This is a genomic window from Alteribacter keqinensis, assembly GCF_003710255.1.
Lineage (GTDB): Bacteria > Bacillota > Bacilli > Bacillales > Salisediminibacteriaceae > Alteribacter > Alteribacter keqinensis.
Map to the genome: position 1 here is coordinate 1,101,436 of NZ_RHIB01000001.1, position 17,221 is coordinate 1,118,656.

11 protein-coding genes are annotated in these 17,221 nt (G+C 43.5%); 4 read left to right on the forward strand and 7 right to left on the reverse strand.

The annotated features are described in order from the left end of the window. Positions 1–7: 7 nt before the first annotated feature. From EBO34_RS05450 to EBO34_RS05465, 4 genes are all read left to right on the forward strand, one after another. Positions 8–1,855: a bifunctional homocysteine S-methyltransferase/methylenetetrahydrofolate reductase gene (locus tag EBO34_RS05450; protein ID WP_122896905.1), complete on the forward strand. Its 1,848-nt coding sequence runs from the start codon at positions 8–10 to the stop codon at positions 1,853–1,855. A gap of 24 nt (positions 1,856–1,879) precedes the next feature. Next, positions 1,880–5,329 carry a methionine synthase gene (gene metH / locus EBO34_RS05455; protein WP_122896906.1) on the forward strand — a complete coding sequence of 1,150 codons (3,450 nt, stop codon included), beginning with the start codon at positions 1,880–1,882 and terminating at the stop codon, positions 5,327–5,329. 297 nt (positions 5,330–5,626) lie between these two features. Further along, entirely contained in the window at positions 5,627–6,286 is a 660-nt protein-coding gene (locus tag EBO34_RS05460; RefSeq protein WP_122896907.1) for a DUF429 domain-containing protein, read from the forward strand. A 109-nt stretch (positions 6,287–6,395) separates the two neighbouring features. Further along, complete coding sequence (locus EBO34_RS05465) at positions 6,396–7,211, forward strand: helix-turn-helix domain-containing protein (RefSeq protein WP_249414015.1); 816 nt, start codon at positions 6,396–6,398, stop codon at positions 7,209–7,211. Between the two features lie 459 nt (positions 7,212–7,670). Here the strand turns inward: EBO34_RS05465 and EBO34_RS05470 are convergent, their stop codons facing one another. The 7 genes from EBO34_RS05470 to EBO34_RS05500 all read right to left on the reverse strand — a co-directional run bounded on the left by EBO34_RS05470 (position 7,671) and on the right by EBO34_RS05500 (position 17,183). After that, complete coding sequence (locus EBO34_RS05470) at positions 7,671–8,186, reverse strand: GNAT family N-acetyltransferase (protein ID WP_183163728.1); 516 nt, start codon at positions 8,184–8,186, stop codon at positions 7,671–7,673. A 422-nt stretch (positions 8,187–8,608) separates the two neighbouring features. Next, positions 8,609–9,886 carry an ABC transporter permease gene (locus EBO34_RS05475; protein ID WP_122896909.1) on the reverse strand — a complete coding sequence of 426 codons (1,278 nt, stop codon included), beginning with the start codon at positions 9,884–9,886 and terminating at the stop codon, positions 8,609–8,611. Then, positions 9,873–10,577: an ABC transporter ATP-binding protein gene (locus tag EBO34_RS05480; RefSeq protein ID WP_122896910.1), complete on the reverse strand. Its 705-nt coding sequence runs from the start codon at positions 10,575–10,577 to the stop codon at positions 9,873–9,875. The genes EBO34_RS05475 and EBO34_RS05480 overlap by 14 nt, the downstream gene beginning before the upstream one ends. A gap of 848 nt (positions 10,578–11,425) precedes the next feature. Then, entirely contained in the window at positions 11,426–13,903 is a 2,478-nt protein-coding gene (gene parC / locus EBO34_RS05485) for a DNA topoisomerase IV subunit A (protein ID WP_122896911.1), read from the reverse strand. A gap of 4 nt (positions 13,904–13,907) precedes the next feature. Then, the gene (parE, locus tag EBO34_RS05490; RefSeq protein WP_122896912.1) at positions 13,908–15,878 is read right to left on the reverse strand and encodes a DNA topoisomerase IV subunit B; all 1,971 of its coding nucleotides are present in this window, start codon (positions 15,876–15,878) and stop codon (positions 13,908–13,910) included. Between the two features lie 404 nt (positions 15,879–16,282). Further along, positions 16,283–16,690, reverse strand: a complete 408-nt coding sequence (locus EBO34_RS05495; protein WP_122896913.1) for a CoA-binding protein — start codon at positions 16,688–16,690, stop codon at positions 16,283–16,285. A 70-nt stretch (positions 16,691–16,760) separates the two neighbouring features. After that, on the reverse strand, positions 16,761–17,183 hold the full coding sequence (locus EBO34_RS05500; protein ID WP_122896914.1) for a universal stress protein: 423 nt from the start codon (positions 17,181–17,183) through the stop codon (positions 16,761–16,763). Positions 17,184–17,221 lie beyond the last annotated feature (38 nt).

Genomic DNA, 17,221 nt, shown 5'->3' on the forward strand with positions numbered 1-17,221 from the left:
CATGAGAGTGAATTTCAATGAACGTATAAAAGAAGGATTATTAGTAGGAGATGGAGCGATGGGGACGCTGCTTTACCAGGAAGGGTATGACGGCTGTTTTGAGAAATTAAACGTCACCTCCCCTGAAAAGGTCCGTGCAATCCATCAGCAATACCTTGAAGCCGGTGCAGACGTAATTCAGACGAATACGTATGCAGCAAACAGTCTGAAGCTTTCCCGGTATAACCTTGAAAACCGAGTTGATGAAATAAACGAACAGGCGGTTCACATCGCTAAGGAAGCTGCGAATGATAAAGCGTATGTGTTTGGAACTATTGGAGGAATCGGTTATATCCACCCTCAGGAATACGATACCGAAGACATTACGAATAGTCTGGAAGAACAAGCACTGGTACTTCTTCAAAGCGAAGTAGATGGCTTTTTGCTGGAAACCTTTTATCACTTTGAAGAGCTGCGCTCATTAGTAAGTTTTATCCGAAAGCGAACTGACAGGCCCATTGTTGCGCAGGTAACACTTGGTGATATTGGTGTGCTGCAGGGAGGGATCCCATTAAGAGAGGCTCTCGTTCAGCTTGAGGATGAGGGCGTGGACGTAGCAGGCTTGAATTGCAGAATGGGCCCATATCATATGCTCAGGTCGCTGGAAGAAGTTCCGGTTCTTGAAAAAGCTGCACTTTGTGCCTACCCAAATGCCAGCCTGCCGAATGTTCGTGATGGAAAGTATTTTTATCAGTCCAATCCATCCTATTTCGGCGACATGACAGAAGCACTCATCGAACAAGGGGTCCGGCTGATCGGAGGCTGCTGCGGTACGACACCCGATCATGTGAGACAAATACGACAGGCCATTGATGAAAAACAGCTCAGACCTGTTACGGAAAAATTCGTAAAGGGCAGGGAAGCCTCCATCGTTTCTGTTGTCTCTCCATCAGCGGAGGAAAGCCTGCCGGATCTTTCAAAGAAAAGGAAAAGCATCATCGTTGAGCTGGATCCGCCAAAAGCCTTGTCACAGGCTGATGAGTTCATGAAAGGGGCAACAGCTTTAACAGAAGCAGGGGTCGATGCAGTAACACTGGCAGACAATTCTCTTGCTTCGTCCCGTATCGATAATCTTGCATTAGGCTCTCTCATTAAGCAGAAAACGAAAGGAAACCCTCTGCTACATGTTGCCTGCCGCGACAGAAATATGATCGGTTTGCAATCTCATTTACTCGGACTTCATACTCTGGGTATCAATGACGTTCTGGCCATTACCGGGGATCCCGCAAAAGTCGGTGACTTTCCAGGGGCAACATCCGTCTATGATATGGCTTCAATGGACCTGATCAGGCTGATGAAACAATTAAATGAAGGAATATCCTTTTCAGGGAAAGATCTTGGTGCCAAAACATCGTTTACGGTAGCAGCTGCTTTTAATGCAAACGCGAGACATCTGGACCGGGAAGTGAAACGGCTGGAGAAGAAGATTGAAGCAGGAGCAGATTACTTCATGAGTCAGCCCGTATACAGCATAGAGCAGTTTAAACAGGTTTATGAAGCTACAAAACATTTACCTGTGCCGGTCTACATCGGGATCATGCCTCTGGTGAGCAGCAGAAACGCTGAATTTTTACATCACGAAGTTCCGGGGATCACTCTCTCGGATGAAGTACGGAGCCATATGGCGAAGTTCTCCTCCGATCCGGAAGCGAGTCAGAAGGAAGGGCTCCGGATTGCCGAGTCGTTAATTGATGCAGCAACCGAATACTTCTCCGGTATTTACCTCATTACACCGTTTTTACGGTACAATATGACCGTTCAGCTTACAAATCACATTAAAGAAAAAGAAGCACTCACATTGGAGTCTCTCCGGTAACATTGACTGAAAGGACGATCTACTATGACAAAGACCACATTCGAACAGGCACTGGAAAAACGCATTCTCGTCCTCGATGGTGCTATGGGAACCATGCTTCAGAATGCCTCACTTACGGCAGATGACTTTGGCGGCGAACTGTACGAAGGGTGTAATGAATACCTGAACATTACTGCACCTGACGTCATTCGAACCATTTACCGCACCTACCTTGAAGCAGGTGCGGATATTATAGAAACGAACACATTTGGAGCCACTGATCTTGTTCTGGCGGATTATGACCTGGGCCACCTTGCCTATGAAGTCAATAAACAGGCAGCGATTCTGGCAAAGGAAGAAGCGCGGGATTTTTCCACTCCCGAAGAAGAACGGTTTGTTGCAGGGGCTATGGGTCCGACAACCAAATCTCTTTCCGTTACCGGGGGAACTACGTTTGAAGAACTCATTGGTTCATACAAAGAGCAAGTAGAAGGTCTCCTCGATGGCGGCGTTGATCTCCTGCTCCTGGAAACGAGCCAGGATATGAGAAATGTAAAGGCAGCATTTCTTGCAATTGAAAAGGTATTTTCAGAGAGAGAGACGAGTATCCCCCTGATGGTTTCCGGAACGATCGAACCGATGGGAACGACTCTTGCCGGGCAGAATATCGAAGCTTTCTACATTTCCCTTGAACATATGAACCCTACGGTTGTGGGATTAAACTGCGCCACCGGGCCTGAATTTATGCAGGATCACCTTCGTTCATTATCAGATCTGGCCACATCCTACGTGCACTGTTACCCGAACGCAGGGCTTCCGGATGAAGAGGGCCATTATCATGAATCACCTCAGTCTCTGGCTAAAAAGCTGGAAGGGTTTGCGGAAAAAGGGTGGCTGAACATTGCCGGGGGTTGCTGCGGAACAACCCCAGAACATATCACCGCGATCAAGGAAGCTGTTTCATCCTACAAACCGCGTAAACGGACGCAATCCCATCCCCATGTGGTTTCGGGTATCGAACCTCTCATCTACGACGATTCCATGCGTCCTCTTATGGTAGGGGAACGGACGAATGTGATCGGCTCAAAGAAATTCAAATCACTTATTGCCGGGGGAAAGTACGAAGAAGCTTCTGAAGTCGCCCGGGCTCAAGTAAAAAGGGGCGCACATGTGATTGATGTCTGCCTGGCAGACCCTGACCGGGATGAGCTTGAAGATATGGAGAAGTTCCTGGAGCACGTGATCAACAAAGTGAAAGTTCCGCTAATGATTGACTCTACCGACGAAAAAGTCATTGAAAAAGCGCTCACCTACTCCCAGGGTAAAGCGATTATCAATTCAATCAACCTGGAAGACGGAGAAGAACGTTTTGAAGCGGTGGCTCCATTAGTGAAACGTTTTGGCGCTGCAGTCGTTGTAGGGACGATTGACGAAGAGGGGATGGGAGTCTCAGCTGAAAGAAAGCTGGAAATTGCGAGACGATCCTACGACCTCCTCGTCCATAAATACAGTATTCCACCTCAGGACCTTATTTTTGACCCCCTTGTTTTCCCTGTCGGCACGGGGGATGAGCAGTATATCGGCTCTGCGGCAGCGACGGTCGAAGGGATCAAGCTGATCAAGGAAGAATTTCCTGAGTGTTTAACCATCCTCGGTGTGAGTAATGTGTCGTTCGGCCTTCCGCCTTTAGGCCGGGAAGTATTAAATGCGGCTTATGTATATCACTGTACAAAAGCGGGGCTTGATTATGCGATTGTAAATACAGAAAAACTCGAACGCTATGCTTCAATTTCCAAAGAGGAAAAACAGCTTGCAGACGAACTGTTATTTAATACAAATGACGAAACGCTGGCGACATTTACGGCATTCTACCGGAAAAAAAAGGTGGAAAAGAAAGTTGAAGTTTCAACATTAACACTGGAAGAGCGGCTTGCAAGCTATATTGTGGAAGGAACGAAGGAAGGGTTGTTTAAAGACCTGGACGAGGCACTGGCCAAATATGACACACCTCTTGATATTATAAATGGTCCATTGATGAAAGGCATGGATGAAGTCGGACGTCTCTTTAACGATAATGAACTCATTGTTGCTGAAGTTCTCCAGTCAGCCGAAGCCATGAAAGCTGCCGTTGCCCACCTGGAGCCGTTTATGGAAAAAAAGAAAGATGACCGCGGGAAAGGGAAGATCCTCCTTGCTACAGTTAAGGGGGACGTTCATGACATCGGAAAGAACCTTGTTGAGATTATCCTTAAAAACAATGGTTTCCAGATCGTCAACCTCGGCATTAAGGTAACAGCAAACGAATTGATTGAGGCTGTTGAACGGGAGGATCCTGATGCGATCGGGCTGTCAGGGCTTCTTGTAAAATCAACACAGCAGATGGTCCTCACAGCCAATGATCTTAGGGAAAGAGGAATTTCCATTCCTATTCTCGTAGGAGGTGCTGCTCTTACACGCCGTTTTACAGAGAACAAGATTTCCAAAGAGTACGAGGGACTCGTATTGTATGCGAAAGACGCAATGAACGGTCTGGATCTTGCGAATAAGCTTGCCAAGCCTGACGAGCGGGAGCATTTACTTATCTCTCACAGGGAGAAACAAGCCCTAATTGCAGAAGCTGAAAATGAGAGTGACAAGACGCAGCAGACAGCAACAGCCACCCTTGTGCGTCCCGTATCCGAAGTATCTAAAACTACTCCTTTATACAAACCTGAAGACTATAAAAAGCATATTTTAAGAGATTACAGCTTGTCTCATCTGTATCCTTATATAAACATGCAGACATTAATCGGACACCATCTAGGTGTAAAAGGAAAAATTGAACGGAACCTTGAAAGGCGCGATAAAAAAACAGAACAGCTTCTGGAGAGAGTTCACGAATTGCTTGCGAAAGCAAACGATGACGGAAGTCTGAACGTTAATGGCATGTATCAGTTCTTCCCGGCTCAGTCCGATGGCGACGACGTCATTGTCTACGATCCTGAGGATCACACCCGTGTTCTTGAACGGTTTTCGTTTCCCCGTCAAAAGAAGAAGCCTTACCTTTGTCTGGCCGACTTCCTGCGTTCCGTTGAAAGCGGTGAAATGGATCATGTAGGGTTTTTAACCGTCACTGCCGGCCGAGGTGTAAGAAAGCTAGCAGAAGAAGCGAAGGAGGCGGGAGATTATTTGGAAAGCCACTTGATTCAGGCGACAGCTTTGGAGCTTGCAGAGGGCTTTGCGGAAAGGGTTCACCAGCTTATGCGGGATAAATGGGGATTCCCAGACAGTGTGGACTTTACGATGAAGGACCGCTTTGCCGCTAAGTACCAGGGAGTGAGAGTATCGTTCGGTTATCCTGCCTGTCCGAATCTCGATGACCAGGGGAAACTGTTTAAATTGTTAAACCCTGAGCAAATTGGAGTGCAGTTAACAGATGAGTTTATGATGGAGCCGGAAGCATCTGTGTCAGCCATGGTTTTTGCTCATCCGGAAGGTAGATATTTCGCTGTGTAAATAAAAGTGATGGAGCAGGCCGTGCGCCTTTTCCATCACTTTTTTCATATTGACCTGTTTCTTGTCAGTAAAGGAATGGTTATCAGCTGTAATGGGAGTCCAAAAGGATATAGCCCAAAATAACAAGTAAGATAAAAAGAACTAAAATCAGGATTAGCTGTTCACTTTTCATCGTGTGATCCCTCCGCGTTCTTATATTTACAGCCTATGTGCATATGAAGGGGATGTGCCCATCTTTTTCGATTAGACTGTAAAGGTATACTGATTTAGGAGTTTTCGAAAGGATGTGGAAAGCAAATGAAGGTTGTCGGAGTTGATCTGGCGGGGCCAAGTAATCATAAAGACACTGTGATGGCGGTTTTTCAGCACAGAGGCGGCAAATTGGAACTGAGGAATCTTGAAAGTGGTGTGAGTGACTTATCCTTCTTAAACGCAGTAGAAGAATTGTCCGAGTCTGATCACGTTGTCATCGGTATTGATGCGCCGTTATCCTATGCTGATGGGGGAGGAGACCGGGCTGGGGATAAGGAATTGCGAAAGTACATTGTATCTCTTGGAATGCGATCAGGATCTATTATGTCACCTACCTATTCAAGAATGGCGTATTTAACATTGCGGGGGATCAGGCTCACAAGGGAGCTCGAGCGCCTGCCTCATGCTGACCGTATTTCAATTGTGGAAGTACATCCTGGAGCAGCCATTGGATCCAGGATAGACGCCGGTAAGTTTTTTCATGTATTGGAGTATAAAAAAGGGCGATCTTCAAGGGAATTTATGCTCGGGTGGTTTAAAGAACAGCAATTGAAGGGGATACCGGAGGGTTGTAAAGAAGAAAGTCACCTGATTGACGCATGTGCAGCAGCTTTAAGTGCCTGGCACTGGGCAGATCCAGAGTTAAAGTCGAGATGGCTTTATCCTGCTGATCCTCCCCTGAATCCTTATGATTATTGTTGCTGATATAAGCCGAAGTGCTATTATTAGCGATTGCGAACGTATGTTTGTATAATGGATTTAGAGCATTTTCATAACGTCAGTCATCCACTTCCAGGGTAAGGGGTTGGATTTGGTGAGCGTAAAAAGATGTAAGCTGAGTGATCATGAAATCGTGAAGATGTATGAAGAAGGGATGAGGACGGTGGATATCGCTGTCCTCGCAGGTGTGTCTCAGAAAACCGTTAATGTTGTTTTGAGACGAAATGATGTGAAAAGGCGGGCGAGAGGGAGCTGGAAACGAAAATATCATGTTAATGAAGATTATTTTAAAACGTGGTCACCGACTATGGCCTATGTTCTTGGCTTTTTCGCAGCAGACGGCTGTATTTCCGGGCAGACACAGACAGTTTCGTTTGCGCAAAATGAGATTGAAATTCTGGAGGTTATCCTGGATGAATTGGGTTCAAATCATCGTATTGTAAAAAACGATGAAACTGGAGTAAACATTCTGAATATACACAGTAAAATCATGAAGGATGATTTAATGAATACTCATGGCATGTTTCCGGCTAAGTCAAACTCGATTGCATTCCCCTTCGTACCTGATGAATATTTGAGCCATTACATGAGAGGATATTTTGATGGGGATGGCAGTATTAACAAGCAAAAATGCTACGTTACATTCGTTGGCGGCTCAAATAAATACATGAAGACTTTAGAAAAGTTATTGATTAAAAGAAATTTAAAAGTGTTGATAAAAATTGAAGGTGATGGCAAACATTTTAGAGTAATCATTGGAAATAAAGTATCGGTATCTGCATTTTTAAAATGGATATACAAAGATAAAAACATCTATTTAGAAAAAAAGTTCCTTCAGTTCAAGGGCGATTCTAACCATAAAAAGATTATTAAGGAGAGGCAAGTAACATATGACTACGAGGGAGCATAAGTTCCTTTTTTTACCTATTAACTTTACTTTATACAGTATAATTATTAAATTTTTTATCTAGTTTACTTAATATCTATTATCGTACCCAATGTAGAAATCAAAAGATGGTGTATCATATCCTAAGTAAACTCAATGTTTTGAGACAAAACAAAAAACATCAAATGTTAATGTCATAACTCACAGGAATTTAAATTACGAGTTGATTTTGATTCAATCAATTTTTTTATTAATCGTTCATTTAAGCTAAATCTATTACTTTAATATGTATCTTTAGAAAACTATTGTGTTTTATCTAATGAAGTGTTTTTTAATATTCATCTTATTTATTTACCTGTTATGCAGCAGTCTTCCTGCTTAGGGTATATAAATTAATGTTTGTTTACATAATTATATTATGGTTAATTCTTTCCCCATATAAAAAATTCCCGACTGCTTGGAGTCAGGAATTAATATCTTTTCTTATTCATTACGAAGACCTTTTACAAAATACATAAGCAGCTGATCATCAACCATCACCTTTGTTCCGGGTTCAACAGAATCATTATCATACGTTATACCTTGCCGGTCCGGCAAGTAACCCCGTTTCAAATAAATGTGCATTGCCGTACTGTAATCCTTGTATAAACCGACGCCCAGCCCTACATAGTTATGATGCTTTGCTGCTATTCGTTCAAGTTCATCCATTATAACCGTTGCAATGCCATTACGCCGGAATTCTGGAAATACAATCAAATCACTGATTTCAGGAATATGCTTTTCTTTAAAATAGGAATATTCAGAATGACATTTCATCTGGCAGCAGCCCGCAAGAGTATTATTATAAAAAGCCAGCAGGGTAATTCTTTCATTATATTTGTTTTCTTCAAGGCAGCGTTCAAAGTATTCTTTATCACGATCAAGACCGCGTGTAATAAACGCTGCTTTGAGCATCGATAAATCTTCTGGTTCGATTGTACGAATAATTGTCCGGTGCATATTACCCCTCAAATTCTTTCGCATAATTGTTTTCTTACACAAATGTACCATACCTTAAACCTTAAGTATTAGATGTCATCACTCTGTAATTAAGTTGTAAACAATCAGTTACTTTGTTAGTAGATGAAGAACAAAAGTTTCACTTCATTTGTACCTAAAGTACTAATGATTCAATAATTATCATGGTTATTTAGACAGTCATTATGACAAGACAGCTGTTAATATTTATTGTATGTATTCTTAATGATTCTCTCTACGAAGGTACGGTTTCAATATTATATGGAGAAAGTATTAGTTTACATAACTAAGATACGACTAGAGGTGTTACTTACTCTTTTATACTCATCAGAATGATTAATTACAAATCAAACACAACCAAAAAAAATAACCACCTGGATCTCAGACGGTTATCCTATTTATGATTACGCCTCGCGTCTTAAGGCAGATAATACGTTAACGCGTGTTGCTTTTGCTGCAGGTCTGAACCCTGACAGCATAGCAACAGCCACACTGATTCCTGTTGCTATCATTACCAGCTGGAATGGAATATAAGAAAAGGTAATGTTAATCCCCTCTGCCCCTGTAGTTGCCTCAAGGATCATTGGGATAAATAGATTAGCCCCCACACTGACAACATAAGCGATTCCGACACCAAACAAAGAACCAAGAAGGCCGATTGAAGCACTCTCCATTAGAAACATTCGTTTTATTGCTGAAGGGTTTGCTCCCAGCGCTTTCATCACTCCAATTTCATGTGTACGTTCCGTTACAGCCATCGTCATCGTATTAAATATGCCAATCGAAGCGATAAGGACCGCTATTGTTCCAATAAATATCAATCCAGCCTTAAAAGCCGTAAAAAAAATATTCATTCCTTTCAATTCTTCTGATATGGAATAAACCATGAACCCCTGTTCTTTCAGACCATTTGTGGCATCTTCGACCTGGTCTACACCTGCTACATGGGCTGTTACACTGTTGTACATGCCTTCCTGCCCCGTTAACGCTAATATTTCTTCACGCTTACTCTCTCCTAAATATAAACTCCAATCCTGCAGCCAGTCTCTTGAAGGTTCATCTACTATGCCAACAATCGTAAACTCTTCAGAGTACGGAGTATTTTCATTCTCACCGGCAATAGTAAATAAAACAGTTTCTCCGATTAAGCTATCATTAAAAGCAGTAAGTTCTGTGCTCTCATCATCAGGATACTCCCCTGTTTCTGCATTAAATTCATATAAAATTTCATGAACATGATATCCGGCAATTATTTCGTTATCATTATCCGGAAAACGTCCTTCTGATAGTCTCAGATTACTCTCTTTTTCCGCCTCGAAGTCTGTAATAATACCATCTACGTTTCCTCTATACTTGTTATCCAGGGTTATTTCTGTAAATGAATCTATTCTGGATTGAGGAACGACCGACTGGATACCTTCGGTGTTTTTAACATCACCAAGCCACTCCTCTGACATTGGATGATATTCATCATCGATCATTTTGCCGTTTACATCAATTTGAGTCAGTGGCTGATGACTCGAAGCTTCTTCCATCAGACTGTTTTGCAACCCGAATCCGATTGAGGCCAACACGATAAGAAAAGAGCATCCCATTGTCGTGGCCAGTATGGTCATAAAGATTCGAAGCTTGTTTTTCTTCATGTTTCTTGAAACAAATTGAATTTGATCAGTTAGCTTCAAAGTACACGCCGCCTTCCTGCTTCATCATTCCATCATGGATTTTAAGGGTGCGATTTCCAATGTTTGCAACTTCTTGATCGTGAGTAATAATCAGAAAAGTGATCTGCTGGTCCTTGTTTAACTGTTTAATCAGGCTGAGCACTTCTGCCTCTGTTTCTGAATCGAGACTTCCTGTAGGCTCATCTGCCAGAATCATCATCGGTTCTGTAATAAGAGCTCTTGCAATAGATACCCGTTGCTGCTGCCCGCCTGAAAGTTCGTTTGGATAGTGCCCCTTATGTTCGGATAACCCCACTTTTTGAATCATTTCATGGGCTTTCCCTTCTCTTGTCTTTCTGTCAATTCCTTTTAATGTGAGGGGCAGTTCCACATTTTCAAAAGCTGTAAGCCCGGGAATCAATTCATAATTTTGAAAGATGAATCCGAAATGATCCAGCCGGAACTTTGCCCATTGTTTTTCGTTTAAGTCAGTAACATCTGTACTGTTAATCGTAAGCTTTCCGGAATCTGCTTTTATGTAGCCGGACAGTAAATTAAGTACCGTCGACTTCCCGGAACCGCTCCTGCCTATGATGGAAACAATTTCTCCTTTATTTATTTCAAAGCATACATCCTTTAATACAGGTACAGACGATTGCTTTCCTTTCTTCCCGATCACATAAGAATAATGCAGATGCTCCACCTTTATCATCTTTCACTCTTCCTCCCTGGAATCTTTATAAATAGTTTCAAATACAAAGTGTCTCTTGTGTCTTAAGTGTATTACAATCATTAATACACTAAGATCATATATTGGAAACGAATGGATGTCAACCCTTTTCTGGAAATTGTATGGAGACAGACCCCATAGCCATCAAGTTAAGCGATTTAAGAATTTGAAGCAGAAGAAGTCAGGATGTAGCCGGAATGCCCTTCGCTTTCCGCGGTGGCGCCGGTGAGCCTCCGGGTACTCCGCACTCCGGGGTCTCACCCTGCCACCTGCTCCCGCAGGAGTCTCGAACATTCCGGCTACATCCTCTTTTACATTCTTATTTGAGTGCTTTTAAACATGAAGCAGCTTACAGGTTTCTAAATGAAGAAAATGTAAAAAGAAGAAACGGGACACACCGTGTAAGGTCTTAAAAGACACGATAAATAAGGGTGAGGGAACAGAACTATTAAGGGTTTAAGAAAGGTGTTGTTTTGTAAGGATCAGTTTTATCAAAAAAGGAAGTGGAGCGAAACGTGGGACTCCTGTGGGATTAGCATCAACTTAAGACCCCGCAGAGCGGTCTTTCCTGAGGAGGCTGAAGCGATGCCCGCGGAAAGCGTCCGCCTGTAGCGGAATTTGTTTAAGTTCAAAAAAATCATCCAACAAGAAGCTTCTTTGTCATGTCTAAATTACCAGAGGAAAGTAAGTTTAGGAAAGAAAACGAAAGAAACCGTCAAGTTCTGCTTAACTTGACGGCTATTGGGACAGACCCCGCACAATTTTGGGATGCAGAAAGCCCGCCTATCCAAACCGGAAAGGCGGGCTTTCATATGATTGATTTAATTGTCTCAGAATAGAGTTGGATCGTTGTCAGGGTTTACAGTTACTTTTTCAGGAGTAGTGTTTGACGGTAGCAGCCAGGCGTCTTTCACTTCGCCTGTCTGAGTGACGTCAAAGATAAAGGATCCGTTTGTGTAACGGTCGCTTGCTCGTACTTTTTTAGTATCAACCGTTTCTACAGAGCCGTCTGCTGCCTGAATATGAACAGTAACTGCTCCTTCTGTTGCAAAGAATTTCGTAACACGGTGTGGCTGTCGCTTGAGCTCTTTTAACATAACAACGCCCCGTTTTGCCCGCGACGTCTTTTCGAAGACGGATAGAGACATTCGTTTGTATGCTCCCCGCTGGGTAATTAAGAAGAGTGATGGTGAGGCGTCCTTTGAAAATGCCTGGCCGCTGACCACCACATCATCATCTTTAAGATTAATGGCTTTTACACCAGCAGTCCTCTGTCCGGTTACGCTCACTTCTTCTTCATCATACCAAAGACCAAACCCTAGTCGAGTGGCGAAGAAAAGCTGTGCATTTCCGTCTGTAACATGGACATCAATCAAATCATCGTCTTTTTTCAGTTTAACTGCCATTAAGGCTCTTGAGTAACGCTGGGCTTTATAATCTGCCAGTGGTGTACGTTTCACCATGCCGTTTCTCGTAACAAAAAGAAGGTACTCCGCTTCATTGAACTCCGAAATCGGAATGGCTTTTAATACTACATCATCGCTGGCCATCTGTACGATGTTCGCTACATGCTGTCCGTTATCTTTCCATCTGATATCCGGGAGCTGATGAACAGGTAAAAACAAATAGGAACCTTTCTTTGTGAACAGAAGAAGTGTTTCCGTAGTATTCATCTCAAATTCGCCAATGAGCCTGTCATTTTCTTTCATGCCAGGCGGTTCTCCCTTGGACGACGCATGGGAACGAAGACTGGACCGTTTAACATAGCCTTCTTTTGTTACAGCAACGATGACATCTTCTGAAGGCACCACAACTTCGAGGTTAATTTTAAGATCCTCGATTTTTTCTTCTACCATGGAACGGCGGTCTTCTGCATATTCTTTGCGAATGGCACGGAGCTCCCGCTTAATCTCACCGATAAGCTTTTTCTCGCTGCCAAGAATCTCTGAAAGCTTTTCGATCTGTTTACGAAGCTCATCAAATTCATTTTGAAGCGTTGTAATATCGGTATTGGTAAGTCGGTACAGCTGTAAGGTTACAATGGCTTCTGCCTGTGGTTCTGTAAAACCATACGCGTCCTGAAGGGCACGTTTTGCATCAGCTTTATCCTTGCTTGCCCGGATCGTTGCGATCACTTCATCAAGAATACTAACGGCTTTAATAAGTCCCTCGACAATATGCTGGCGGTCCCTGGCTTTTTTCAAGTCAAATTCTGTACGGCGGGTCACAACTTCCTTCTGATGCTGTATGTAGGCATCAAGGAGCTTTTTAAGACCAAGCTGCTGTGGCGTTTTCTTGTAGATAGCAACCATATTAAAGTTGTAGGAAATCTGCAGGTCTGTGTTCTTAAACAGGAAGTTTAGGATTCCCTGTGCATCTGCATCTTTTCGCAGCTCAATGACAATGCGCAGTCCTGTGCGGTCCGTATCATCCCGCACTTCTGCAATCCCGTCAACCTTCTTATCCAAACGGAGCTCGTCCATTTTCTTAACAAGATTGGCTTTGTTAATTTCATAAGGAATCTCATGTATTGTAATCTGCTCACGGCCCCCGCGCATCGTTTCAATCTCTGTTTTTCCACGGAGAACAATTTTTCCCTTGCCGGTCTCATACGCTTTCTTCAGTCCTTCAACCCCTTGAATAATACCGCCTGTAGGGAAATCAGGACCTTTAATATGCTCCATTAAATCATCGATCATACAATCCGGTTTTTCCATCTGCATGATTGCTGCATCAATGACTTCTCCCAGGTTATGGGGAGGGAGGTCTGTGGCATACCCACTTGAAATTCCTGTCGACCCGTTTACAAGGAGGTTCGGAAACCGAGATGGGAGCACAACAGGCTCTGAATCAGAGTCGTCAAAGTTCGGCATAAATTCCACCGTATCTTTTTCGATATCCTTAAGCATTTCGGAAGATATTTTCGACAGCCTTGCCTCAGTATAACGCATGGCTGCAGGTGGATCTCCATCAATCGAACCATTGTTTCCGTGCATCTCCACAAGGAGGTGACGCATTTTCCAGTCCTGACTCAGCCGGATCATGGCATCGTATACGGATGTATCTCCGTGAGGGTGATAGTTACCGATAACGTTACCAACTGTTTTGGCCGATTTACGGAACGGTTTGTCCCAAGTGTTTCTGTCATGGTGCATGGCATATAAAATACGCCGCTGAACGGGTTTAAGCCCGTCCCTGGCGTCAGGTAATGCCCGGTCCTGAATAATGTATTTACTGTATCTCCCGAACCTGTCTCCGATCACATCTTCAAGAGGCAAGTCCAGGTAACGGTCTTTTTCTTGTTCCACTTGACTATTCCTCCTCTGTGACCATTAAGTTTTCACTGTCCAGAATATTCGTTTCCTCTTCGAGACTGAAGGCCACATTTTTCTCTATCCATTTACGCCTCGGCTCGACTTTGTCACCCATTAATGTTGAGATGCGTCTTTCCGCACGGGCAATGTCGTCAATGCGCACACGTACAAGAGTACGGGATTCAGGGTTCATTGTTGTTTCCCAAAGCTGTGTCGCATCCATCTCACCAAGACCTTTATACCGCTGAATGGTATAGCCCTTACCGATTTTTTTCATAGCTTTTTTCATTCCGTCTTCGTCCCAGGCATATTCGACCTTCTCTTTTTTCCCGCTTCCTTTACTTACTTTGTAAAGGGGCGGAAGAGCGATATAGATCTTGCCTGCTTCAATAAGCGGCCTCATATACCTGTAAAAGAACGTAAGAAGAAGCACTTGGATATGAGCCCCGTCTGTATCTGCATCGGTCATGATAATTATTTTATCGTAATTGATGTTCTCAATATCAAAGTCCGGTCCAACATCTCCTCCGATAGCATAGATAATGGTGCGGATCTCTTCGTTTTTCATAATATCGGCAAGCTTGGCTTTCTCTGTGTTGATAACCTTACCACGGAGTGGAAGTACCGCCTGAAACTTGCGGTCTCGTCCCTGCTTTGCAGAACCTCCTGCAGAGTCGCCCTCTACCAGGTAAAGTTCATTTTTCTCCCGGTTTTTTGACTGGGCAGGTGTTAACTTCCCGCTAAGCATGGCGTCTTTACGCTTATTCTTCTTCCCGTTACGGGCATCCTCACGGGCTTTACGTGCAGCTTCACGTGCCTGGGCCGCTTTAATCGATTTTCTGATCAGCGTGTTGCTGACCTCTGGGTTTTCTTCAAGGAAGAAGCTGAGCTTTTCACTGACGATGGAATCCACAGCTGAACGTGCCTCTGTTGTTCCAAGCTTTCCTTTTGTCTGACCTTCAAACTGCAGTTTATCCTCCGGCACGCGTATAGAAACGATAGCCGTGAACCCTTCGCGGATGTCATTTCCATCAAGGTTTTTATCTTTCTCTTTCAGTAGCTGAAGCTTTCTTGCATGTTCATTGATGATTCGTGTTACTCCAGCCTTAGCCCCGAGTTCATGGGTGCCTCCATCTTTCGTCCGTACGTTATTAACAAATGACAGCATGTTTTCGGTATAGGCATCACTGTATTGAAAGGCAAAATCCACTTCAATTCCCTGCTGTTCTCCCTGAAAAGAAACAACGGGGTGCAGCGTTTCCTTTTCTTCATTCAGGTAATCAACAAATGCTTCAATGCCAGTATCGAATTGGAAAACATCACGGACAACTTCCCCTTTAGGGCGTTCGTCAACGAGTTCAATCCGCATGCCCTTAATTAAAAATGCTGCTTCACGGAGACGTTCCGACAACGTTTCATAGTTGTAGTGCACTGTACTGAAGATAGATGGATCAGGTTTAAAATGAACGACAGTACCGTTTTTACGGGTAGTGCCCTTCCTTTCTAGGGTTGTAACGGGCTTGCCCCCGTTTTCAAACCGCTGCTGATGCACCTGGCCATCCCGGTAAATGGTCACTTCCAGAAACTCGGAAAGTGCGTTTACGACAGAGGATCCGACACCGTGAAGACCACCACTGGTTTTATAGCCCCCCTGGCCAAACTTACCTCCGGCATGAAGCACGGTAAATATAACTTCAGGGGTTGGCTTCCCGGTTGCATGCATTCCTGTAGGCATACCCCGTCCTTCGTCTTTTACGCTGATACTTTCATCTTTATGTATAGTTACTTTTATATCATTACCGAAACCGGCCAATGCTTCGTCGACAGCATTATCGACGATTTCGAATACGAGGTGATGCAGACCCCGGTGGTCTGTACTGCCGATATACATACCAGGACGTTTCCTGACAGCATCCAGACCTTCTAACACTTGAATTGCATCATCGTTGTAAGTAAAATTCTGCTGCAATCTTGTTACTCCTTTCTATCTGTTCAAGCCCGCTTTCCAATTTTAAAAATGAATCTAATAAAGAATAGAATATTATTAACGGTTATACTATCATATCATACGAACGGACGTTCCTGTCAGTGAGATGATAAAATCATGGTATTTAGTGGAAAGCGCCTTTAGCACTATGTTTAATGTAGCGATTAACGTTTCATTTTTCAAGGAGTTTCCGCAATAATTGTTGAAATAACAGGATTTATTCTTCTATTATTACCCCGTAAACAAGAAAAGTCCTACTGTCCGTCAAAACCTTTCACTCTATTTTTGTTGTCCCCATCCTTTCTATTCTCTAAACGAAAATCGCGGATAAGGAAATAAAACAGAAAAATGCCCCCTCACCTGACTGGGAGAAGGGGCGTCTGTCATTATTTTGTTAACGCGTGCTCTACTTTTATACACCGGTCCATAATCACAGTCATTCCGGCTTTTCTGGCTATTCTGTAAGCTTCTTCACATTCAAGTCCCAACTGGGCCCAGAAGACATCAGCTTTCACTTTAGACGCTTCTTCTGCCACACCTGCAAGGTACTCGCTTCTCCTGAAGACATTAATAATATCCACTGGTCCTTCCAGTTCACTTAGTGAACCCAATGCTTTTTCCCCAAGAACTTCTGAACAGTTGGGGTTAACCGGTATGATTTTGTATCCGGCATTCTGCATTGCTTCAGACACCTGATAGGATGTTCGTCCTGGGTTGTCTGAGAGACCGACGACCGCGATTGTTTTTGCAGAATTAAGAATATCTTTAATTTCGTCTCTCGATGGGTTGTTCATAAGTACAATCACTCCTCTTAAACAGACTACTTATTATCATACCTCTAATGTCCTGCTGCCAAACAACGGGTCATTTAACAATCATTACCGGGCATTTGACCCGCTTTGCAACCTTATGGCTCACGCTGCCAAGGACCATTTGCTGAAATTGATTTAACCCTCGGGAGCCAATGATGACAAGATCGTAATCACCTTCATTGGCTGCTTTTACAATTGAGGGCCCGGGGTCACCAAAAAGTGCCTTTGTCTGAAATTGCACACCGCTCTCATTCAATTTATCAATGATCGGTGCCAGTTTCTCCACCCTTTCCTCGGGGATTGTTCTTATAGGGTATGCCTGGCTGAGAACATCAGACCTGACCGGTGTTTCATCAACCACATGAACAAGGTCAATCCGGGTGCCATTCTTTTTTTGAGCAATATATACAGCATTTTCAGTGGCACGCACGGCATGTTCGGAACCATCCGCTGCTAACAGGATTTTCTTGTACATCTGCATCCCCCTTCCATATGTAATCGTTTACTTTTTAA

Excerpts from the sequence above, each read along its gene's own strand:
- EBO34_RS05460 (WP_122896907.1), top strand. The coding sequence starts at position 5,627 with ATGAAGGTTGTCGGAGTTGATCTGGCGGGGCCAAGTAATCATAAAGAC.
- metH (WP_122896906.1), top strand. The coding sequence starts at position 1,880 with ATGACAAAGACCACATTCGAACAGGCACTGGAAAAACGCATTCTCGTC.
- EBO34_RS05500 (WP_122896914.1), bottom strand. The coding sequence starts at position 17,183 with ATGTACAAGAAAATCCTGTTAGCAGCGGATGGTTCCGAACATGCCGTG.
- EBO34_RS05480 (WP_122896910.1), bottom strand. The coding sequence starts at position 10,577 with ATGATAAAGGTGGAGCATCTGCATTATTCTTATGTGATCGGGAAGAAA.
- EBO34_RS05470 (WP_183163728.1), bottom strand. The coding sequence starts at position 8,186 with ATGCACCGGACAATTATTCGTACAATCGAACCAGAAGATTTATCGATG.
- EBO34_RS05495 (WP_122896913.1), bottom strand. The coding sequence starts at position 16,690 with ATGAACAACCCATCGAGAGACGAAATTAAAGATATTCTTAATTCTGCA.